Raw genomic sequence first — 21,320 nt, forward strand, 5'->3', positions numbered from 1 at the left:
CCGATTCCGCGGGTCAGAGCGGGAGAACGAGCGAGGTGATCAAGCCGCCGCCCCTGCGGGCGCGCAGACGCACCTCGCCGCCGTGCGTCTTCGCGATGCTCTGCACGATCGCCAGCCCGAGACCGGTGCCGTCGGGGCCTGCAGACGTGCGACTCGCATCGCCACGGTAGAACGGCTCAGTGAGCAGCTCCAGCGTGGCCGGGGCAATCGGGGCACCGGTGTTCTCGACTTCGACGATGGCGCGTCCCCGCTCGCGTCGGCATCGGACCCAGAGCTCGCCGCCCGGGGCGTTATGACGGATGCCGTTCTCGAGAAGATTGCGCACGGCCCTGGCCAACAGGATCATGTCGCCATCGACGGTGACGTCGCGGAGGTTCGTGTGCACCGCGATCTCCTGAGAGTCCAGGTCCTCGATCTCCTCCTCGATGAGCACACCGAGTTCGACCGGCTCGACATGCTCGAGCCCGTTGTGCGAACGAGCGAGAGCGAGCAGCGCCGCGATGAGCCGTTCGCTCTGGTCGGTGGCCCGCAGCGCTCGCTGCATGTTCAGCTGAAGCGCCTCCGGGACGACGCCCTGCTCGAGCGGGATCTCCAAGGCTGTTCGAGTGGTGGTCAGCGGGGTGCGCAGCTCGTGCGACGCGTTCGCCACGAACCGATCCTGTGCGGTGAAGGCCGACTGCAGCCGGTCGAGCATCCCGTCGATCGTGTCTCCCAGCTCCTTGATCTCGTCGTCCGGCCCCGGCAGGTCGAGTCGACGACCGAGATCGCGCTCGGAGATGTCCCGCGCTGCAGCCGTGACCTCGCCGATGCGGTCGAGCGAACGACGCGCGAGCCAGAACGCGATCGCGGCGGCGACGCCTGTGAAGCCCACGAGCACCACGACCGACCACAGCAGCAGCCCGCCGCCGACCTCATCGGCGAGGAACGTCGACTGCTGGAGCACTGCGCCCTCGACCGCTTCCGCCGCGTCCACCGACAGCGACGCCATCGGGGTGGCCAGCTGGAAGTCGGCGGTGGTGTCGGCGAAGTAGCTGCAGCCGTCGCCGGCGGTCCCGTACGACATCCCGGAGCTGTCGGTGAGGGGCTCGACATCGCTGAAGTCCGTCTCATCGCCTCCCGTCGTCCCGTCAACAACACGTGTGACCGAAAGCGCGGGCACGCAACTCTCGGCTGTCATGGTGATCGCCGAGGAGAACAGCTGCTGCACCACCAGGTACTGCACGGTGAGCAGTGCCGCGCCCGCAGCGATGAACACCCCGGCGATGATGATCACCAACCGGGTGCGGAAGCTCATGCGTCTCATGCCGTCCCCACTCGGTAGCCGTGGCCCGCCGCGGACTGGATGACCGCGGGCGACCCGAGTTTACGACGCAGCGTGTGCACCACGATCTTGACCACGCCGCGCGTGCGTTCACGCGGCTCATCCCAGACCTCGTCGAGCAGGTCGTCCGAGCTGACGTAGCCGCCCCCCGCGGCAAGCAGCGTCTCGAGGACCCCGAACTCCTTGAGGGTGAGTCGGATCGGTGTGCCGTCGCGTTCAACGATGCGCCGGACGATGTCCAGGCGCACACCAGCGGACTCCAGGACCGCGTTCGGGCGAGTTGATTGCGACCGGCGGCCGAGTGCGCGGATGCGGGCGAGCAGCTCGACGTACGCGAACGGCTTGGCGAGGTAGTCGTCGGCACCGAGGTCGAGTCCTTCGACGCGGTCGTTGAGGGTTCCGGCTGCGGTGAGCATGAGGATGCGCGCCGGGTATTCCTGCGAGACCAGCGTGCGGCACACCGCGTCGCCGCTCAACACCGGCAGGTCGCGGTCGAGCACGATCACGTCCACGTCGGTCGATGCCGCCGCGGTCAGCGCGCTCGCGCCGTCGCGTGCGACATCCACGAGATATCCCTCGCGGCGCAGGCCGTCGGCCAGCGTGTCAGCCAGGTCGGCCTCGTCTTCCACCAGCAGCAATCGCATGGCACCTCCCGTCTCCAAGGGTGCGCGATCCGCGGTTAGTTCCCGGTTAGGTGCCGTCATACCCAAAGCAAACCATCGCATCCGTAGAACTGACTGCACGTCGCGGATGAGCTGCGACCGCGAGAAAGGGAATGTCATGTTCGACTCGAAAGCACTCCGTTCATTGGCGGTGATGCCCGCTGTCCTGGCGCTCTTCGCGCTCGCTGCATGCGCCGGCGCACCCGCCGACGACGCGGATGACGGCGCAGACGATGCGGCCGCCACCCGGTTCGTGACCTGCCTCACAGGTGAGGGTCAGACGGCAAAGATCATCGAAGGCGGCCAGGTGGGTCTGCTGATGCCGGATGCACCTGGTGACGGTTCCATGGGCGAATCGAGCGAGAGCATGATGTCCGTGGAAGCAGGCGAAGGCGACGAGATGGCCATGACGATGGTCTTCTCGGACGATGAGGGCACATGGCTCGCGTCGACTGCCGCGTCCGGGTATCCGGAAGAGGGCGGCCAGCGTGCCGCCTGGGAGAAGTGCGAAGAAGAGATCCCGGAATTCTCCCAGCCCGAGCCCGACATGTCGGCGTCCGAGGGGGCGGAGACGATGTCGATCTCGCAGGAGGATCTCATCGAGTCGGGGCTCGCCTTCGCCTCGTGCGCGAGGGAGAACGGCTTCACGGACTTCGCCGACCCCGATGCCGACGGCATGCTCGAGCTCCCGGTCGGGATCACCGAGGACGAGGCGCGGACGCTCCTCGAGGCGTGCGCGGAGGCCGTGGGCGACATGCCGCCGATGTTCACGCCGGAGAGCGTCGAATCCGCCGACTTCGACTGGTTCGCTCTGGTGGGCGAGTACTTCGAAGGCGCCTTCATGGCGGCGACGCCCCTGCAGTCAGGGGATAGCGAATGAGCCGCCGACTGACGAAGGTGATCGTGCCCGTCGCGGTGCTGCTCGTGGCCGCGGCGGCGGCGCTTGCGGTGCTGCAGCCGTGGAGCTCTGCGGCCGACACTCCGGACGACAGCGAGAAGCCGGTCACCGCCGAGGCAGAGCTCACCACGCTCACATCCGACCTGAGGCTCAACGGGAACCTCAGTTACGGGGCGTCCATCGCCCTGCCCGGTCGCGGCGGAACCATCACGCGTCTGCCGACCGCCGGCGATGTGATCGGTGTGGGACAGGTGCTCTACGAGGTCGATGGGAAGCCCGTGATCGCTATGCGCGGCGACCGGCCCTTCTGGCGCGACCTGGGTCTCGGCGTCGAGAACGGTCCCGACGTCCGTCAGCTGGAGCAGGCACTCGCCGACCTCGGCTTCGGAAAAGACATGACGGTGGACGACGAGTTCACCGCGGTGACGGAAGCCAACGTCAAGGCCTGGCAGAAGTCCCTCGGCGTCACGAAGGACGGCGTCGTGAAGCTGGGCGACGTCGTCGCGATCACCGCGGCGTCCGTGCGCGTCGAATCAGTCAAGGCACAGCTGGGCGATGCCGCCGAGGCGAGCCCGCTGACCTACACGAGCACCACCCTGCGCGTGGTGGTCAAGCTCACCGACGCACAGGCGCGTGAGATCCTGCCTGCGACGCGGGTCACCGTCATCCTCCCTGATGGCACGGAGGCGCCGGCCACGGTGACCGCCGTCGACCCCGGCGGCCAGCCGACCGAGACAGAGGGCGAGACCACGCCGGCCACCGCGAACGTGGAGTTCGATGATCCTGCCGTCGCGGAGGGCATCGGGCTGCGGGCGGTCAAGGTCGTTTTCGCGACCTCGGAGGTGAAGGATGCGCTCGTCGTGCCTGTCACTGCCCTCGTGGCGACGACCGATGGTGGCTATGCGGTGGATGTGCTGCGCAAGGGCGGCAAGGTCGAACGAGTGTCCGTGGAGGTCGGTCTGATCGCCGATACCAAGGTGCAGGTGGTCGGCGGAGAACTTGCCGTCGGCGACGCAGTGGTGGTGGCGCAATGACGCCGGGCACCGTCGTCGAGCTCGTCGACGTGATCAAGGAGTACCCCGGCAGCCCGCCGCTGCGAGTGCTGCACGGCATGAGCCTCGCGATCGAGCGTGGCGAGCTGGTCGCCGTCGTCGGAGCATCCGGGTCCGGGAAGAGCACGATGCTCGCGATCATGGGGACCCTCGACGACCCGACGAACGGCACCGTGCTGATCGATGGAACGGATGCCGCGGCTCTCGCCGAGCGCGAGCGCGCGGTCCTTGCGCGCCCGCCGCATCGGGTTCGTCTTCCAGCAGTTCTTCCTGCTGCCGGCGCTCAGCGCGGTGGACAACGTCGCACTCGGGCTTCTCTATTCGGGGGTGCCTGCGGCGGAGCGTGCCGTGCGTGCGGCGGCTGCCCTGGAGCGGGTCGGCCTCGGTGCCCGTATGAGGCATCGGCCGGGCCAGCTCTCCGGTGGAGAACAGCAGCGGGTGGCGATCGCCAGGGCGATCGTCGGGGAGCCGTCAGTGCTGTTCGCCGATGAGCCGACCGGGGCGCTCGACTCGACCACCGGCGAGCGCATCCTCGAACTGCTCACCTCGATCGCCGATTCGGGCACGGCGGTCGTGATCATCACGCACGACGGGCATATCGCCGAGCGCGCGCAACGGCAGGTCAGCATTCATGACGGACGGATCGTGAGCGACACGGGTCAGCGCGAACGGGAAGAGGTGGCGGCATGAGGCGCAGGGGCGAGCGGATGCCGCGGCTCACCATCGCGGACAGCATCCGCACGGCGCTCATCGGACCACGAAGCCGCAAGATGCGCACGGCGCTGTCGGCGCTCGGTGTGGCGGTCGGTATCGCGGCACTCACGGCCATCACCGGCATCGCCGCATCCAACCAGGCCGAACTGCTGGCCGAGCTCGACGAACTCGGCGCGAACATGCTCGTCGTGCAGCCCGGCTACGGGCCCGACAACAAGCCGGTCGCGCTGCCAGAGACGGCTGCAGGGATGATCGAGAGGGTCGGCGGCGTCGAGCAGGTGGGTGTGCTCGAGAAAGTGCCGGACGGTACCGGCGTCTACCGCAACGACCTCATCCCGAAGAGTCAGGGCAACGGGTTGACCGCGTATGCGGCGAGTCCGGACTTCCTGTCGTCGGTCGAGGGATCAATCGCGAAGGGTTCCTGGTTCGACGAGACCGACCGGTCACTGCCGGTGACCGTGCTCGGGTCGGCGGCTGCCGCACGGATGGGCGTCACGGAGCCGGGGGTGCGCGTCTGGATCGGCGAGCAGTGGTACACCGTGATCGGAATCCTCGATTCGGCCGGTCTCGCCGAATCCATCGACGCGAGCGCATTCCTCGGTGATCGCTGGGCGGCTGAGCATGTGTCGGCGAAGGGCGATGACACCATCGCCTCGATCTATGTGCGCATGGCCGACGGCGACACCGGGGAGAAGGTCCGCGACGCGATCGCCCGAGCGGCGAACCCGAGTTCGCCCTACGTGCAGGTGACCGGAGTCGGCGATCTCGCCGGGGCGCGGGACACCGCGAACGACTCGCTGTCCGGCCTCGCCGTCGGCCTCGCGGCGATAGCCCTGCTCGTGGGCGGCATCGGCATCGCCAACACCATGGTGGTGGCGGTGCTGGAGCGCCGGGGGGAGATCGGACTCCGGCGGGCCCTCGGCGCGCGCTCGAGTCAGATCGCGGGTCAATTCGTGGCGGAGGCCATCGTGCTCGGCGGTCTGGGGGGCCTCGCCGGGGTGATCTGCGGGGCGCTCGGAGTCTTCGCCTACGCGACGATCCAGGGACAGGCGGCGACGATACCGGTGGCCGTGCTCGTCGGCGGCCCGATCGTGGCGCTGGTGGTCGGCGTGATCGCGGGCCTCTATCCCGCGATCAGCGCGGCGAGGCTGTCACCGACAGCCGCCCTTCGGACCGTGTGACCGCGGGGCGCTGCCCGTCCACGTCCATCGGGCGAAGCCCCTGTGGACGTGGACGGGTTCGCGGTGGTCTGCTCCAGCGCGAACCGGTCCCGACGCTGCGGTGACCTCACCGGTGTGACTGAGTCAGACGAGCTCCGGGCGCAGGATGCTCTCGGCTCCGCCGTCGATGAAGATGATCTGGCCGGTGACGAACGAGTTCTCCTCGCTGGTCAACCACGCGAGCAGCGCCGCAGGCGCAGTCGGGGGTGCGGCTGGTCCGTTGAGCGGAGCGGGTGCACCCTCGGCCATCGCGGCTCGTCCTTCTTCGGTGGCGAGGGTGGCGGCGACCATCGGGGTCTCGATGACACCGGGAGCGATCGCGTTCAGTGCGATGCCGGCGCCGGACCACTGATCATCCTTTGCATGGATGCGCACATACCGAGCGATGGCATTCTTCGTCGTGGCGTAGATCGGGCTCATGCCGGTTGCCAGAGTGGTCGTGCCGAGCCGTTCGGCAGCTTCCACTGCTCCCGGCTCGTCGTCGGCGAGAAGTAGGGCGAGGAGATCATCGTCGACTTCTGTGAGAGCGCCCATCGACGCGACCACCGCCGCGCGGGGGGCGTCGGACTTGGTCAACAGTGGCTGGAGGCTTTCAAGGGTCGCTTTGGCGCCGAAGTAGTTCACACGAACAGTGATCGGCTTGGGTGCGACGAGGCCGGCGACAGCGATGACACCATCGAGCCGCCCACCTGACAAGCGGTTCGCCTGCTCCACCAGGGATGCGCGGCCGTCGTCGGTGCTGAGATCAGCGATGATGTCGGTATCGCGGATGTCCACCCCGAACACGGTATGGCCCTGTGCGCGGAGGTGTTCCACGGTGGCCTTGCCTATGCCCGATGCGGCCCCGGTGACGACGTAGGTCCTAGTCATTTCTTGTCTTGCCTTTCTTATAGGAAGAGTGCGGAGAGGTTCTTGATCGAGCTCAACCCGAGCCGATGAGCCATTCGGGAAGGACAGCGAGAAGTCGATCGACCAACAGGCTCTGCGGGACGCTGTCGTCCCCTTCGCGGATCCATCTCGTCAGCATCGCGATTGCCCCGCCGGCGATGAAAGTGGCCATGTCGTCGAGGTCGATCCCGGACGGAGCGGCATCCCCTCTAGCCACGATCGCGTCGCGGACGCCCTCTGCGTACGCCTGGGTTATCACCTCATGGGCGCGGGAGCCGACCGGCCATTCGAGCGACGCGCGAAGAAAAGCGCGCCGCTCGCTGATGAACGCGACGAGCTGCTCTTGCGCTCGACGTGCCGCCCCCGCGGGGTCAGCAACACTGGCGGCTTTGTACGTCGCGGCGATGTCGCGGTACGCCTCGGTGACCATCGCGACGAGCAGGTCATCGAGACCCGTGAAGTGGGCGTAGAAACCGCTGCGGCTCACGCCCGACATGCGAAGGATCGCGTTGACCGAGACGCCCTGCTCAGGTTCGAGCGCCAACTCCGCCACCGCCGCGTAGATCGAAGCCCGGGTGCGGGCCGGGCGAGGATCGACCGCTCTCGACGGTGTGCCGCTCTGCATGCCAGCATCCTACACTTTTCGCACACCTGTCTGTAAAATCTTGCGACGGTCTTGGGTCACGGAATCTCGTTGACGCCGGCGTGCATTCCTCGTGTCTTCACCCGGCTTCGAGGAGCGCGGCGGCATTCTCGGAGAGGATCCGACGAGCGACGTCGTCGGACAGGCCGGCGCCGCGCACGGTCCCGACGGGATCGTCCAGGCCCATGTCGAACGGGAAGTCGCTGCCCAGCACCACCTGGGATGCGCCGACGACCTCGATGAGATGGCGAAGGGCCAGAGGGTCGTGCACGACAGTGTCGAACCAGATGTGACGCAGGTAGCTCGACGGCGGGTGGGCGCATCCGTGGGCATCCGGGCGCACGCGCCAGGCGTGATCGGAACGTCCGATCGCGGTCGGCAGATACCCGCCACCATGCGCGACGACCAGTTTGAGGTCGGGGTGACGGTCCAGCACTCCTGCGAAGATCAGGTGCGACAGCGCGACTGCGTTCTCGACCGGCTGGCCGACGGTGTTGGCGAGATAGAAGCGATCGAGGCGCTCATCCAGACTGCACCCGAACGGATGGAGGAAGACCACCGCGCCGAGCTCCTCGGCCCGTGACCAGAACGGCTCGAGTCGCGGGTCGGACAGTTCGACATCGCCCGCGAACGATGAGATCTCCACGCCAGCGAGACCTCGACCGAGTACCGCATCGTCGACGCATTCGAGAATGCGCGAGGGGTGTTGCAGGGGCACGACGCCGAGTCCGGTGAGGCGGTCGGGCGCGGCGGCGACGTGCTCAGCGACCAGACGGTTCGTCTCCTGTGCGATCCACACCGCCAACTGCTCGTTCGCCCAGGGGTAGAAGTGATTCGGCGAGACGCTGACCCACTGCCGGTCGACCCCCTGGGCATCCATCGACGCCAGCCGAACCCCGACCTGAGTGAGCTTCGGGATGCGGGCGCCCACCATCGGCCCCGACACCGCCTGGCTCTCCGCTCCGTTGCGGCGCAGATCGAGGGCCGCGGCGTTCCCCACGCCTGCGGAGTCTCGGCGCTCGACCTCGGCATGGAGGCCGGGCAGCAGGAGGTGCGCGTGGACATCCGTGACCGGCATCCGCTCGTCCGGAGCAGTCATGCCGGCTCCGCCATGCGGTGCGCGATGCCGAACATGAGGCCGGGCACGTCGGCATCTCGGACTCCGTCGAGCTGCCACTGACCGAGTTGGACGGATGCCTCCACCACCGCCTGGGCGCGAGGCAGCCGCCGGGCGTGGAACTCGTCCCACAGTTGCTGATCGACCTCATCCCGGGAGACGAGGAGTTCCGTGAGGACGAAGGCGTCCTCGAGCGCCTGAGCCGCCCCCTGTGCGATCGTCGGGGGGCAGCTGTGCGCGGCATCACCGATGATGACGACGCGACCGCGGTTCCACGGCGCGGGCACGATGTGGGAGGTGAACCACGTGTAGTTCACGTGCGCGCCGGCCGAGAGATCGGCGCGGATCGACTCCCACGGCCCCTGGTAGGCCATCGACTCGCCCTGCATGATCTCGACGGCTTGCGCGTCGGTGACAGCGCTGCGGTCCTGGGCCTTCTCGACGAGGAACGCGTACATCGAGTCCTCGCCCGTCGGGGTATAGCCCGCGATGTAGACCGGGCCGCCGTAGTACAGCTCGCTGCGGACCACGTCGTCGGGTCGCGACACGAACGAGCGCCAGATGCCCATGCCGGTCGGCTGGGGCGCGGTGTCGATGCCGATCAGGGTACGGACTCTCGAGTTGAGCCCATCGGCGCCGATGAGCAGATCGAACGTCCCGGCGGACTCGTCGTTCACGAACACCTCGACGCCATCGACGCGAGAATCCAGTCCGGTCACTCCCGATCCGAAGTGCACGCGCACCCCTTCCTTCGCGGCGTGCTCGTGCAGGATGCGGGCGAGTTCGGGACGAGGCATCCCCATTCCGGCCGGGTAGTCGGGACCGCCGGTCTTCACATCGGGAAGCTCGGCGACGATCGGCGCTCCGAGTCCCGGAGCCCGGAGGTTCAGGCCTTCGAAGGGGTAGCCGGCCGCCCGAACGTCCTCCCAGACGCCGAGGGCATCGAACACGCGCAGCGCGTTACCCTGCAGGGAGATGCCGGAGCCGAGCGCACTCAACTCCGATTTCACCTCGAACACGTCGACCTCGACACCGGCCTTCGCGAGTTGGATGGCGGCGGCCATCGCCGCCACGCCGCTGCCGGCGACGGCGACCTTGTGGACTGCGGTCATGTCAGAACCTCTCTGTTCTTGAACGAGTGCGAATGTCAGAAGACGGCGGGATTCTCCGACGAACGGTCTATCTCGCTGCGCCCGCTCACCGACCGGCCTCTTCCGCGACGCAGCGCACAACCTGGGCACCCAGTCCGCTGATCGAGCCGGTCATCACATCGCCGTCGCGCAGGAACCGCTTCCAATGCTGGCCGTTGCCCGCGGGGCTGCCGGTGAGCAGCAGGTCTCCGGGAAGCAGCGGCATCGTCTGGCTCGCGCCCGAGACGAGCGCGGCGATGTCGAACAGCAGATCGCTGGTGTTCCCGTCCTGCATCACCTGACCGTTGAGTTCGAGGCGGAGCCCGAGGTCGCCCTCGTCCACGAAGGGCGCAGGCACCAGGAACGGGCCTGTGGGCAGGAACCCGGGTGCGTTCTTGGCGCGGTACCAGTCGGTGCCGATCTCCTTCATGTCCTTGCGGAACACCAGGTCGCGTGTGGTGATGTCGTTGACGATCGTGTAGCCGGCGACATGATCCATCGCGTCTTCCCGCGACGCGCGGAACGCCTCGCGGCCGATCACAATCGCAAGCTCCAGTTCCCAGTCGTGCACCGAGCTGTAGGCGGGCAGGGCGAGGGGAACGTCATCGCCAACGACGCAGGCGGGCATCCCGATGAAGAAGTACGGCTCGCCGTGCGCGGCGCGCTCATCCATCATCTTCGCCGCGGACTCCCGAGCCTCCTCCGGCGTGCGATCGGAGTTCTGTGTCAGACCCGCGGCGACCAGCTCGATGACATGCTGGCGATAGTTCGCCCCCGTCTGCAGCACCTGGCGCGGTTGCACCGGTGCCGTCAGCGTGACATCGGCCAGATCCGTCCACGCCCCGCTGTCGGTCGCGACCAGTGCCGCGAGTCGATTCCAGTCGGGTGCCCCGAGGAAGTCATTGAGGTCGGCGGCCCCGAGGCTCTCGGTGTCGAGAGCCCGAATGCGCTCGCCTGCGACCAGGCCGAGGCACGCGTCTTCGCCGTTGCGGAATCGGGCCAGCGCGAACGGCGCGTCAAGCGGCATCAGCCGCGCCCCTGCTTGGCGTACGGGTTGAACAAGGCGTCCTTGATCTCGTCCGGTACGCCTTCCTCCGTGGCGCTCGGGCCGTCGGCTGCTGGGAACGACTCGGTCATCGACATCGGCATCGCGCCGTTGCGGTACAAGTTGTTCGAACCGAGCGAGGGCTTCCAGGTGTTGGGCTCCCAGTCCGGCACGTAGTTGCGGTAGCCGCCCGTGTTCAGCTCGATCCGCAGGCTCGAAGGCTCGCGGTAGTAGAGGAACGTCTGTTCGCCGATGCCATGGATCGACGGTCCGTACTCGATCGGGTATCCGTTCTCCATGAGCACGTCCGCAGCGATGAGCAGCTCCTCACGGGTGTCGACCCAGAACGCGTAATGATTGATGCGTCCTGCCCTCGTCGAGCCATCCAGCACGACCCCGAGGTCATGCGACTTCTCGTTCGTGGTGAGCACGGAGAAAACGGAGATCGGCGCCTCGTCGAGGACGGTCTTGGCCATGATGCGGAAGCCGAGCACCTCGTTGTACCACGCGGCGAACGCGTCGACGTCGCTCGTCGCGATCGTGACGTGATCGAGCTGGCGTGGCGCGCCGGCGACTTTGCTGCGCTTCTCCGGCCGGTCGGGGTAGATCGACGCGGCCTGTTCGGGAGCCTGATGGCGCTCGACGTCCCAGTGCAGGGTCATGTTGTGCCCCCACGGTCCGGTGAAGCGGTAGGCGCGGCCGATGGCAGGGCCGTCGAACCATTCGCCCTGGATGCCCGCGGCCTCGATGCGGGCTGCGGCCTCCTCCAGCGCGGCGGCACTCGAGGTACGCCACGCCATGGTCGACAACGACGGCTCGTCGCCGGGCAGGACGACGACGGAGTACCTGTAATAGTCGCCCCAGCAGCGGAGATAGACGGCTTCGTCGACGCGATCGACGACGGTCAGTCCGACCTGGGACTCGTAGAACGCGACGGACGCCTCGACGTCTGGCGAGGTGATCGCGACGTACGACAGATGGGACAGCAGCTTGATCATCTTCGATCCTTCCAAGGGGCTTTCTCTGAGGTCCACTCTGCGCGGACGTTGCGCATCAGGGAATCCGTGGTTAGCTATCCCCGACATAGATGTCGTTTATGACCTGCACGGTCACAGGGAGAACCGCAATGCCCGAGCGCCCTCCGCTATCCCGACTGGATCTCAATCTCCTCGTCGCCCTCGACGCGCTGCTCACGGAGCGCAGTGTGACCAAAGCGGCTGAGCGACTGCATCTGAGCCAACCGGCATTGAGCGCGTCGCTCGCGCGCTTGCGCACGCACTTCAACGATCCACTGCTGGCTCGACGCGGTAACGCCTACGAGCTCACCGCGCTCGCGATCCGGCTGACCGATCACACCTCCACCGCCCTCGAATCCGCCCGGCGGGTGTTCGACACCCATGCTGACTGGACGCCCGAGCATTCTGCCCGCGAGTTCTCCATCTACGGGTCCGACTACGCCTTCGCGACGATCGGCGCCGCAGTGTCCGCGCTCGCGGCGGAGCGCGCACCCGGCGTGAGATTCCGCTTCATGTTGCATTCGCCGACGGTCATCGACGAGCTCGACACCCGATTGAGATCTGTCGATGGGCTCCTCATCCCGCACGGCTTCCTGACAGATCTGCCATACCTCGACCTATGGCGGGATCGCTGGCTCATCGTCGCCTCCGACACGAACGAGCGCGCGGCCGAGGGACTCACGATGGACCTCATGTCGCGCTCGCGTTGGGTCTTCACCTACCAGTCGCGCACCGCGTTCACCTCTGCCAGTCGGCAGCTTCAACAACTGGGAATCGAGCCGCACATCGACGCAGTCGTGGAGAGCTTCGTCGCACTGCCGCGCTTCATCGCGGGCACGGATCGACTGGGCCTGATCCAGTCCGGCCTTGCCGATGCGGCACTCGGCAGCGGTGGGATCACCCTCTACGAACCGCCGTTCGATGCCACCCCCGTGCTCAACGCGATGTGGTGGCATCCGGTGCATGATCGCGATCCCGAGCACACTTGGATGCGTGGGCTGTTCGCGGAGGCCGCACAGGGCCGTGCGATGCACGATCCACCAACCTCGCCGTGAACACGAGGGGCCGGGATCTCGACGATCCCGGCCCCTCGTGCCTCATACGGACGGGACGGATGCTCCCGTGCGACGCGTCGCGAACCATGCCGGTACGGCGACGACGGCGGCGGCGATGCCCACGATGCCGACGGCGACCGACAGGCCGCCGACAGCTGCACTGATGGCGCCCATCAGGATCGGCGTGAGGAACTGGCCCAGGAAGAACGCAGCAGTCCACCACCCTGCCACCCGGCCGCGGTCCTCGAAGGTCGTCGAGGCCACGACCCATGTCACGAGGGACGGAAGGAGCAGCCCCGCGCCGAAGGAGGCGACGACAGCCCCGATGATGACTCCCGCAAGGCCGGGGACGACCCAGATGATCAGCATCCCGACCGCCTGCAATCCGAAGGCGACGGGTGTCAGACTCCCCGCCCGCAACCGTCGCAGACGTGCGAATATCAGGCCGCCGATCGCGGTGGCCAGCGATGCGACCGCAGCCACGAGCCCGATCGTGGCCGTGTCCGTCGGGGCGACACCTGTACCGACGACGAGGTAGCTGGCCTCGATGATGATCACGTAGAACGTGAACCCGCCGAAGAGCGTGACCACGAGCGGGGCGGCGATGCGACGCCACGGGATCCGCGTTCTCGCCACGACGTCCACGCGTGTGTCGCCGGCCTCCGCCGGCGTGGGCTCCCAGAGCGAGAAGATCATCGGCACCGCGATCACGATGCTCACGGCATACACCCAGAACGGGGTGTGCCAGCCGCCGACGCCGAGCGCGCCACCCAGGGCGATGAAGACGGTGGCGGCGAGAGTGGTGGTCACCGTCTGCAGCCCCAGATACTTGTTGCGTCGATGCTCCTCATGGAAGTAGTCGACGATGAGCGTGGTGCACACAGTCATGATCGCCGCCTCGCACACACCGACCAGCACGCGGCTCAGCAGAATCTCCGGTAGCCCCTCGAGCCACGCCGGGGCCGTACCCACGACCGCGTATGCGAGCATCGCGATGATGAGCAGCATCTTTCGACCCAGCCGGTCGACGATCTGCCCGGCGAACGGCGCGAAGATCGCGATGATGAGCGCGGGGATCGCCACGATCATCGGCACGAGGATCTCGGATGCGGGCACATCGGCGAAATGGGCCGACAGCTGCGGCAGCACCGGGGTGATCAGCACCGAACCGAGAACGGGCATGCAGCTGCCAGCGAGCAGCAAGACCGCCTGCCAACCGCCCGCCCGCCGCAGCGGCGTGCTCTCCTGGTTGTCTACAGTGACGTTCGTCATCGAACCTCCTTGGGGGGGGCAGCGCGCTCTTCATCGAGCACGCCGATTCGCGAATGCTCCGCCCGGAGCCACGCGGCCTCGTCGGATGCGAGGCACTTCCAGCAGACAGGAGGCGGACGCATCCGGAAACGGGATATCGCTTATGCGCACCATCGACAGTGTCGATACGCTGCACGAAATGCGAAGTCATCTGTTCTTCGCGTCTGCCTCCGCGCGACGATCGGGTCAGGCGGTCCCGCGGTGGGTGCGGTGGCGCTGGCGCGTTCGGCGTCGCGCAGGCGGGAGCTCAGGTGCAGCCTGTGGCGCACCGACACGATTGACGAGGTCGCCGATGCCCTCGATCGACATAGCGACGACGTCGCCCTCCTTCAGCGGAGGCGGAACGAGCCCCTGGTTGCGCCCCCACAGCTCACCGAGGCATCCGCCATTGCCCACTGTTCCCGATCCCAGGACATCGCCGGAGATCACTCGCGAGTTTCTCGACGCGTAGGCGACGAGCTCAGGAAACGGCCATCCCATGTTCGAGATGAGGTCCTCGCCGAGCAGCTCGCCGTTGACCCGGACTTCGGCACGGAGCTGAAGGAAACCCTCTTCGTCGAGGTATTGCTCGAATTCGTCCGCGGTGACGATCCATGGCCCCAGCACGGTACCGAAGTCTTTGCCCTTGGCTGGACCAAGCCTCACCTGCATCTCTCGGGCTTGAAGATCGCGGGCCGACCAGTCGTTCATGATCGTGTAGCCGAAGATGACGGATGCGGCATCCGTGGCGGTGAGATTCGACTCCCCCACTGCAGGTGCAGCACCGATGATCGCCGCCAGTTCGAGTTCGAAGTCCAGTCGTTCGGTGACAGGTGGTCGCAGTTCTTGACCCGGAGCGTGGACTGTGTGCGGGTTGGTGAAGTAGAACGTCGGAGCCTCGTACCACTCCGGGGCGACGTGACTCTTGCCTTCCACCCCGGCGGAGACTCCCTCGACGTGCTCTTCGAAGGCGACGAAGTCCCGGATGGAGGCGGGCACGAGCGGGGCGAGAAGTGCGACGTCCGCAAGCAGCAGAGCCGGGGCTTCCGACTCTCGCAGCTGGTGAAGGACCCGCTCCTGCGCTTCCCGCGCTCCCTCAAGGCCACGCGCGAGGATCTCGGTTACTGATTCCCCATCCGCGAATCCGATCACGCGGTCGTCGATGACGAACCCCTCACCGACGTGTCCGTTGTGCGTCCAGCGCGCGATTCTCATGCCGACATCTCCATTCGATCTGCGGGGGGTTGCTGTGTCTCTTGGGCGGCGGCGAAATCCTCAGGCATGGCAGGCAAGAGGCCGCATTCCGTTGTACTCGTACATGTCCTGCCAGGCTCTCGCGAAGTCCGGTTCGACCCCGTCGAGCTCTGCGACAGCGCGATGGAGGTTTCCGACGATGCGCTCCTGTTCCATGAGATCGCCGAACCGGGCGAGGTCGAGGGCGCGAGCTGCCTCCAACGGCGTCAGATCACGGTCGCGGGCTTCGGTCGCCGCGTCGATGAGGAAGTGCAGGTAGTCGGCGACCGGCCCGAAGAGCTCCGGACCGCCCACCGGCCCGTGCCCGGGAACGACGACCTCCGGGTCGAGGACCGCCATCTGCTCGATGGCACGTAGCCACCCCGCAGGCGAACCAGACAGCGCGAACGGCGTCCCACCGTGAAAGACCAGGTCCCCCGTGAAAAGCACACGCTCGTCGGGGAGCCATACGTACGCGTCACCGCGGGTGTGTGCGGGCCCTCCGGGGTGGCGCACCTCGATACGTCGCCCGCCCGGGTCGATGGTCACAGTGTCTTCGAAGACGAGGGTCGGGATGCGCGGTTCGATCGCGCCCTGCTCGAAAGACTGGAAGATGTGCGGGGCAAGCGCATGCGGTCGCTGCAGGTCGTCGACGACGTTGCGGTGGGCGATGATCTCGGCGTCGGGTATCAAGGAGGTGCCGTTGCAGTGGTCCGGGTGCGAGTGGGTGAGCACCACCCGCTTCACCGGCGCCTCGGATACCCGTCCGATGGCGCGCAGGTAGTCGCGGGTGCGTCGTTCCGTCGATGTCGCGTCGACGCTCGTCGCGCCACTCGACCCGAGGATCACGCCCATGTTGTTGATCATCCAGCCTCCGTCGGGCTGGACGTACGCCCACACTCCCGATGCGAGTTCCTGCATGCTCGGGGTCGCGGTCACGATCAGGAGTCCTTACTGAAGCGAGGCAGAGTCAAGAGCACGACTGCGGCGACCGCCATCATCGACGCGGCGACGATGAGGGGGATGCTGTAGGTGCCGGTGGCGTCGAACGCGAAGCCTGCCATCACGGGCCCGAAGGCGCTGCCGATCATGAACACGCTGTAGACGATGCTGTACAACGCACCGAACGCGCGCGGGCCGAAGTATCGCGAGCTGAGATAGGACATCAGGTCGATCTCAGCGCCGAACCCGATGCCGATGAGGAGGGCGGTCAACGGTGCTGCACCGGGGCCGGCCCACAGGAGCAGCAGGCATCCCAGCGCGGCAGCGGCGAACAGCGGAACGGCGATGTAGATCGCGTTGAAGCGATCGAAGAGCCAGCCGATCACCGGGCGGGCGATCACGGTGCCGACACCGACGAGCGATGACAGGAATGCCGCCCGGACAGGGTCGACGCCGGAGTCGATGAGAAGGGGCACGAAGTGCGGGATCATCGTCAGCAGCGCCCAGCCCAGCAGGAAGAAGACGACGCACAGGCTCCAGAACTCGCGTCGGCGAACTGCGGTGCGCAACGTGAGGCCGGGAAGAGTCGTGCGGTCGATTGCGACGACGGCGGATGGCGCGCTCAACCGGGCGAAGAATACGAGAACGAATGGCAACGCAGCCAGCACTGCCATCGTCAGGTATGCAGCACGCCAGCCACCATTGGCGATCACGATGCCCATGAGCGGCGGCAGGAGCAGACCTGCTGTCCCGAGCCCACCCGCGACGATTCCCAGCGCGATGCCGCGGTTCTTGTTGAACTTCTCGACGACCGCCTTCGAATACGTCACGGCGGACGTGCCAGCGCCCAGGAATCCCGCCATGGCGTAGAACGCGAGGAACGTCATCAGGCTCGAGGTCAGGACGCTCAGCAGAGTCAGTACGACGACGAAGAGCGGTATCGAGATCAGAGCGACCCGCTTGACCCCGAAACGATCAAGCAGTTTGCCCACGAACGGAAGAGCAGCAGCCAGACCGAGCGAGCTGACGAGAGATGCGAGGTTGATCTCGCCGCGTCCCCATCCGAACTCCTCCTGGAGTGGGACGACAAGGGTGCCAAGAATGTACCCCAGCGCGCTCAGACCGACGCCGGCGCCGATCGTGCTGAAGACGAGGGTCGGCCATCCTCGCCTGAACTCGCCCTTCGGCGGGACCACGACCTTATCTTCCAGGGTCTGTGACTGCGTCATGTGCGTTCCTCTTTCGACATTGAAGGTCGCGCTCCGACGCTCGGGTCGCGCGAAGCTCAATCGTCACAGCCGGGTACTATTCATGCAATCCCGTCCTTTTCATGGTTCATATCCATCGCGTGGATACTACCGAGGAGACCCGTGGCAGCTTTCGACTTGAATCTCTTGAGACCACTGTTGGTGCTGCTGGAGGAGCGCAACGTCACTCGGGCAGCGGCGCGCCTGCATCTGAGCCAGCCCGCGACCTCGGCGGCGCTGGCCCGGCTGCGTCGCCACTACGACGATGACCTCCTGGTACGCACCGGCCGAATCATGCAACTCACCCCGTTCGCCCGCGACCTGCTGCCAGCGGTGACACACGCGGTCGCGGAGCTCACACCGGTCGTGGACCGCAAACTCAGCTTCGATCCGTCTCGCACCGAGCGCCGATTCGTCATCGGAGCGACCGACTACATGACGGCGATCCTCGCTGGTCCACTGCTACGAACCATCTCCCAGGACGCGCCCCGGGCATCGGTCGACTTCGCGCCCCAACCGGTGAGGGACGGGACGCTCGCCCCCTACAGCCATCTCGATCTCATCGTCGGGCCGGTCGGGTTCAACCTTCCCGGCCGCAGCAGAGAGCTCTTCACCGACGACTTCGTACTCATCGCCGATCCGGACAACGCAGCACTGTCCCGGTCCGATCCGACCGTTTCAGACCTCTCCTCCGTGCCGCATGCCCTCGCGTACCTCAACGACCCCGACCACGACAGCGTGCAGGATGTGCTGCGCCGAGCCGGAGTCGATTACATCATCGGAGCCCGGCTGTTCGGCCTTGCCGCGCTACCGCTGCTCGTTTCGGGCACCGACATGGTCGCGATGGTTCCGCGGATGCTGGCGGCCAAGGCATCTCGTACTCTTCATCTCTCAGTGTTCGAGTTGCCCGAGGATATGACGCTGCCGATGACCGAATGCGTTTACTGGCATCCGCGCGACGAGGATGATCCTGCGATCGCGTGGCTCCGGGACGCTCTCACCCGAACTGTCGGTTCGCTTTCACGAGAGCCGAGCGGTCCGTCGCCGCGAATCCTCTCCCATGCTCAGCACGTTGACTGATCGCTTGTCGCGCGGGCGCCAATCGCGACCGCGGGTCTCTGAGAGGATGATCGACATGATCACCATTCACCTGCGCTACGAGATCGACCCGGACAAACTGGACGATTTCACCGAGTACGGACAGACGTGGATCCGATTGGTGGCGAAGCACGGCGGAACCCACCACGGCTACTTCATGCCGAGCGAAGGCGACAACGACGAAGCGTTCGCACTGTTCACGTTCCCATCCTTGGCGGATTACGAGACCTATCGCACGGCGTCGAAAACGGATCCCGAATGCGTGGAGGCGTTCGAGTTCGCACGCAGGACGCAGTGCATCCGCCGCTACGAGCGCCGCTTCCTCAGCCCGGTCTTCGAATGAGATCGCCCATCATGCATGGCCGACCGGAGCTGCGATGCGGGCGCTGCCTGGGCCGATGCCCTGAGTGACTTCCCGCTGCGCACATCGGTCGCGGTGTGTGCAGCTCACCACGGGGAGGCGTTCCATGGGAGCAGCTCGTAGTGCGAGACCTCTGCCCCCGCGAGCAAGACCGCCTGCAGCCCGGCGCTGCCCCGCCACGCACACGAAGAAACCCCCGATTTCTCGGGGGTTTCCATGGCGGTGACGGTGGGATTTGAACCCACGGTAGGGGTGAACCTACACAACATTTCGAGTGTTGCACCTTCGGCCGCTCGGACACGTCACCGCGGAAGAGTTTACGCGACGACGGGCCTACGCGCGAATCGGCGCGTTCGGGGCGCGAGACTGCATTTGCAGCATGAGAAGGGGCCTGGGAGCGCAAGTCTCATGCTGCAAATCAATTCTCGCGGAGCGGCCGGTCTTCACCAGGCGGCGGCGACCTCGGCGTGGGTGCGCAAGATGCCCTCGGTGGTTCCCTCCGGCGCGCGTCCGATGCCGCACTCCGTCGCCACGCCGAACACGGGGACGACAGCGGATGCCGCGGCGATCCGCCGCTGCGCCCCCTCGGCGCCATCCTCCCGATGCACGAGCCCCAGGTACAGTTCAGCGACCGGCGCCAGCGACGCGAGCGGCGCGAAGTACTCCGCGTCGTCGCGCGCGATGGGCACCGGCAGGTGCAGCCAGCTCAGCTCGCGGGCGGATGCCGCGACCACCGCGTTCGCGTAGCGGACGAGGGTTCCAGCATCCGTCGGCTCGAAGAAGTGCTTCTCCCCTGCGTCGCCGTAGCAGAGGTGCACACCGACCTCGACGTCGGTCGGCACCGCGTCCACGAGCACGGCGAGCCGCGCCACCAGTCCATCGAAGGGGTCGCCCTCTCACCACGCATCCATCACCTTGCCGTATCCGGCAGCATGTTCGATGATGCCCATCTCGCTGGCGACATCCCACTGCACCGCAAGATCGTCGTGCGGCACCGCCGCCACGATCTCGTCGAGTTCACGCAGCATCGCCGCCGTGTACACCGGCTCGAACGCCGCACGGTCATCACCGGAGAAGAACGACGAGATGATCGCGACCGGAGTCGGCAGCGACACCTGGAAACGGATGCCGGCGGGCACGGCGCCTTCGTCGCGCAACCTCGTGAACACCGCATACGACTCGATCGCGGCATCCGCATATCCGAGGGGCGGCAGCACGATGCCTGCCGCGTCCACGCCGTCGGCGATGCGAAGCGGACGCGCATCCAGCCCCGCCTTGAACGGGATCGGCTCTTCGCCCACCCGCTCGATGCCGACGGCCTCGCCCAGCACGTCGGGCTGGAACATGATCCAGTGGAACCGCTTGCCGACCTCACCGTCGGGGATGCGCGTGAGCCGATCACCCAACAGCGCCGCCGCCGTGCGCATCGTGGTCTCGGCGTCGTCGTAGTTCACGCTGCCCACGAGGAGGGCGCCCTGCGGCTGAGTCATGCATCCAGGGTATCCGCCCGGGTGGCGTCAGCCGCGGCATCCTGCGCCGTCGACGCCCGCTGGTTAGGATGGCCTTACGAGCGGACGGAGACGCCGGCCCGGAAAGGTTCACCACATGAGCTTCATCACGTCATCGGCGCTGCAGGAGACGGGATACGTCGCCCTCGACCGATACGGCCAGGCGGCCGACCCCGCGGAGTGGCTGGACCTCGAATACGTCGGCTGGCGATCCTCCGGCATCACACGGTTCGCACCTCTCGCGAGCTACGCCGGCGACGTCGAGTGCAACGGCTTCTGGAACCACACACCCCCGCGCACCGACAAGGACGGCGTCTGGATCCCGTCCCAGGTCGAGAAGGCGCCGAACCTCGTCCGACGAGCGCAAGAGCCGGGCGCGAACGTCGGCCGCTGCCGGGTGATCGAGTTGCAGCCCAACACCTACGCCGACGCGATCTACAACCTGCATCAGGACGACAACAACCGCATGAATGAAGACGGCGACGGCTGGGTCGTCCGCGCCTGGTTCAATCTCACCGACGACCCGGACTCGCTCCTCATCCTGCGCGAGGACCGCTTCGACCCCAGCACCGAAGTGCGGCTGCCGCTGCCTGCGGGCAGCCGGATCATCGTCGACACCCAGCGCTTCTGGCACGCCGTGTGGCACCGCGGCCCTGCTCCTCGCTATTCCCTCATCACGTCATGGACGTCCGGCCCCGAGCTCGACGCCTACATCGAGCAGAACCACGGCGATCAGCATCCGCAGAGCGTCGCGCTCGACCCGCAGCTGGTCGATGAGGCTCAGGTCGAGATGCACCGGCGCATCGAGGAGCGTCGCAAGGCGTTCGAAGCACAGGGCATCGTGATGGAGCCGCCCGCCGACCTTTACGGCTGAGGGCAT

The 21,320-nt window shown here is 66.8% G+C and carries 22 protein-coding genes, 1 tRNA gene and 1 pseudogene; 9 read left to right on the forward strand and 15 right to left on the reverse strand.

Annotated features, from left to right (window positions below; translation table 11 throughout):
- Window positions 1–13: 13 nt before the first annotated feature.
- Entirely contained in the window at window positions 14–1,294 is a 1,281-nt protein-coding gene (locus QFZ46_RS04755; RefSeq protein WP_307358847.1) for a sensor histidine kinase, read from the reverse strand.
- 5 nt (window positions 1,295–1,299) lie between these two features.
- On the reverse strand, window positions 1,300–1,965 hold the full coding sequence (locus tag QFZ46_RS04760; RefSeq protein ID WP_307358850.1) for a response regulator transcription factor: 666 nt from the start codon (window positions 1,963–1,965) through the stop codon (window positions 1,300–1,302).
- A 136-nt stretch (window positions 1,966–2,101) separates the two neighbouring features.
- On the opposite strand from QFZ46_RS04760, the gene QFZ46_RS04765 reads away from it, so the two are divergent.
- The 5 genes and pseudogenes from QFZ46_RS04765 (at window position 2,102) to QFZ46_RS04785 (ending at window position 5,828) form a co-directional block, all read left to right on the forward strand.
- Window positions 2,102–2,863 (forward strand): hypothetical protein, encoded by a 762-nt coding sequence (locus QFZ46_RS04765; protein WP_307358852.1) that lies wholly within the window; start codon window positions 2,102–2,104, stop codon window positions 2,861–2,863.
- On the forward strand, window positions 2,860–3,915 hold the full coding sequence (locus QFZ46_RS04770; protein ID WP_307358854.1) for a peptidoglycan-binding protein: 1,056 nt from the start codon (window positions 2,860–2,862) through the stop codon (window positions 3,913–3,915). Before QFZ46_RS04765 ends, QFZ46_RS04770 begins: the two co-directional genes overlap by 4 nt.
- A 77-nt stretch (window positions 3,916–3,992) precedes the next feature.
- Window positions 3,993–4,076: pseudogene (locus QFZ46_RS04775) on the forward strand (ATP-binding cassette domain-containing protein); the annotation flags it as partial.
- A gap of 40 nt (window positions 4,077–4,116) precedes the next feature.
- Entirely contained in the window at window positions 4,117–4,623 is a 507-nt protein-coding gene (locus tag QFZ46_RS04780; protein WP_307358856.1) for an ABC transporter ATP-binding protein, read from the forward strand.
- On the forward strand, window positions 4,620–5,828 hold the full coding sequence (locus QFZ46_RS04785) for an ABC transporter permease (RefSeq protein WP_307358858.1): 1,209 nt from the start codon (window positions 4,620–4,622) through the stop codon (window positions 5,826–5,828). The genes QFZ46_RS04780 and QFZ46_RS04785 overlap by 4 nt, the downstream gene beginning before the upstream one ends.
- 123 nt (window positions 5,829–5,951) lie before the next feature.
- Here the strand turns inward: QFZ46_RS04785 and QFZ46_RS04790 are convergent, their stop codons facing one another.
- The 6 genes from QFZ46_RS04790 to QFZ46_RS04815 form a co-directional block, all read right to left on the reverse strand.
- Window positions 5,952–6,737 (reverse strand): SDR family oxidoreductase, encoded by a 786-nt coding sequence (locus QFZ46_RS04790; protein WP_307358859.1) that lies wholly within the window; start codon window positions 6,735–6,737, stop codon window positions 5,952–5,954.
- Between the two features lie 52 nt (window positions 6,738–6,789).
- A complete protein-coding gene (locus QFZ46_RS04795) occupies window positions 6,790–7,380 on the reverse strand; it encodes a TetR/AcrR family transcriptional regulator (protein ID WP_307358861.1) in 591 nt (196 codons plus the stop codon).
- Between the two features lie 97 nt (window positions 7,381–7,477).
- Entirely contained in the window at window positions 7,478–8,497 is a 1,020-nt protein-coding gene (locus QFZ46_RS04800) for an amidohydrolase family protein (RefSeq protein WP_307358862.1), read from the reverse strand.
- Entirely contained in the window at window positions 8,494–9,627 is a 1,134-nt protein-coding gene (locus QFZ46_RS04805; protein ID WP_307358864.1) for an FAD-dependent monooxygenase, read from the reverse strand. Before QFZ46_RS04805 ends, QFZ46_RS04800 begins: the two co-directional genes overlap by 4 nt.
- An 85-nt stretch (window positions 9,628–9,712) precedes the next feature.
- On the reverse strand, window positions 9,713–10,672 hold the full coding sequence (locus QFZ46_RS04810) for a fumarylacetoacetate hydrolase family protein (RefSeq protein WP_307358866.1): 960 nt from the start codon (window positions 10,670–10,672) through the stop codon (window positions 9,713–9,715).
- Window positions 10,672–11,688: a VOC family protein gene (locus QFZ46_RS04815; protein ID WP_307358868.1), complete on the reverse strand. Its 1,017-nt coding sequence runs from the start codon at window positions 11,686–11,688 to the stop codon at window positions 10,672–10,674. Before QFZ46_RS04815 ends, QFZ46_RS04810 begins: the two co-directional genes overlap by 1 nt.
- A gap of 128 nt (window positions 11,689–11,816) precedes the next feature.
- On the opposite strand from QFZ46_RS04815, the gene QFZ46_RS04820 reads away from it, so the two are divergent.
- Window positions 11,817–12,761, forward strand: a complete 945-nt coding sequence (locus QFZ46_RS04820; RefSeq protein ID WP_307358869.1) for a LysR family transcriptional regulator — start codon at window positions 11,817–11,819, stop codon at window positions 12,759–12,761.
- Window positions 12,762–12,803: 42 nt separating this feature from the next.
- Here QFZ46_RS04820 and QFZ46_RS04825 read toward each other — a convergent pair whose 3' ends face one another.
- The 4 genes from QFZ46_RS04825 to QFZ46_RS04840 all read right to left on the reverse strand — a co-directional run bounded on the left by QFZ46_RS04825 (window position 12,804) and on the right by QFZ46_RS04840 (window position 17,455).
- The gene (locus QFZ46_RS04825; protein WP_307358871.1) at window positions 12,804–14,033 is read right to left on the reverse strand and encodes an MFS transporter; all 1,230 of its coding nucleotides are present in this window, start codon (window positions 14,031–14,033) and stop codon (window positions 12,804–12,806) included.
- A gap of 225 nt (window positions 14,034–14,258) precedes the next feature.
- Window positions 14,259–15,266 carry a fumarylacetoacetate hydrolase family protein gene (locus QFZ46_RS04830; RefSeq protein WP_307358874.1) on the reverse strand — a complete coding sequence of 336 codons (1,008 nt, stop codon included), beginning with the start codon at window positions 15,264–15,266 and terminating at the stop codon, window positions 14,259–14,261.
- A gap of 60 nt (window positions 15,267–15,326) precedes the next feature.
- Window positions 15,327–16,223: an MBL fold metallo-hydrolase gene (locus QFZ46_RS04835; protein ID WP_307358876.1), complete on the reverse strand. Its 897-nt coding sequence runs from the start codon at window positions 16,221–16,223 to the stop codon at window positions 15,327–15,329.
- Window positions 16,224–16,225: 2 nt separating this feature from the next.
- The gene (locus QFZ46_RS04840; protein WP_307358879.1) at window positions 16,226–17,455 is read right to left on the reverse strand and encodes an MFS transporter; all 1,230 of its coding nucleotides are present in this window, start codon (window positions 17,453–17,455) and stop codon (window positions 16,226–16,228) included.
- 141 nt (window positions 17,456–17,596) lie between these two features.
- Here QFZ46_RS04840 and QFZ46_RS04845 point away from each other — a divergent pair, with 141 nt between their 5' ends.
- Both QFZ46_RS04845 and QFZ46_RS04850 read left to right on the forward strand, forming a co-directional pair.
- Complete coding sequence (locus tag QFZ46_RS04845; protein WP_307358881.1) at window positions 17,597–18,553, forward strand: LysR family transcriptional regulator; 957 nt, start codon at window positions 17,597–17,599, stop codon at window positions 18,551–18,553.
- 55 nt (window positions 18,554–18,608) lie between these two features.
- Window positions 18,609–18,914, forward strand: a complete 306-nt coding sequence (locus QFZ46_RS04850) for an NIPSNAP family protein (RefSeq protein WP_307358883.1) — start codon at window positions 18,609–18,611, stop codon at window positions 18,912–18,914.
- A 235-nt stretch (window positions 18,915–19,149) separates the two neighbouring features.
- Here the strand turns inward: QFZ46_RS04850 and QFZ46_RS04855 are convergent.
- The 3 genes from QFZ46_RS04855 to QFZ46_RS04865 form a co-directional block, all read right to left on the reverse strand.
- Window positions 19,150–19,239: transfer RNA gene (locus QFZ46_RS04855), tRNA-Ser, on the reverse strand.
- Between the two features lie 136 nt (window positions 19,240–19,375).
- Window positions 19,376–19,804, reverse strand: a complete 429-nt coding sequence (locus QFZ46_RS04860) for a hypothetical protein (RefSeq protein WP_307358886.1) — start codon at window positions 19,802–19,804, stop codon at window positions 19,376–19,378.
- Window positions 19,805–19,828: 24 nt separating this feature from the next.
- On the reverse strand, window positions 19,829–20,422 hold the full coding sequence (locus QFZ46_RS04865; RefSeq protein WP_307358889.1) for a hypothetical protein: 594 nt from the start codon (window positions 20,420–20,422) through the stop codon (window positions 19,829–19,831).
- Window positions 20,423–20,537: 115 nt separating this feature from the next.
- Between QFZ46_RS04865 and QFZ46_RS04870 the strand changes: the two genes are divergently transcribed.
- Complete coding sequence (locus tag QFZ46_RS04870; RefSeq protein WP_307358891.1) at window positions 20,538–21,314, forward strand: hypothetical protein; 777 nt, start codon at window positions 20,538–20,540, stop codon at window positions 21,312–21,314.
- Window positions 21,315–21,320 lie beyond the last annotated feature (6 nt).

The sequence above is a fragment of the Microbacterium murale genome (assembly GCF_030815955.1).
Classification (GTDB): Bacteria; Actinomycetota; Actinomycetes; order Actinomycetales; family Microbacteriaceae; genus Microbacterium; species Microbacterium murale_A.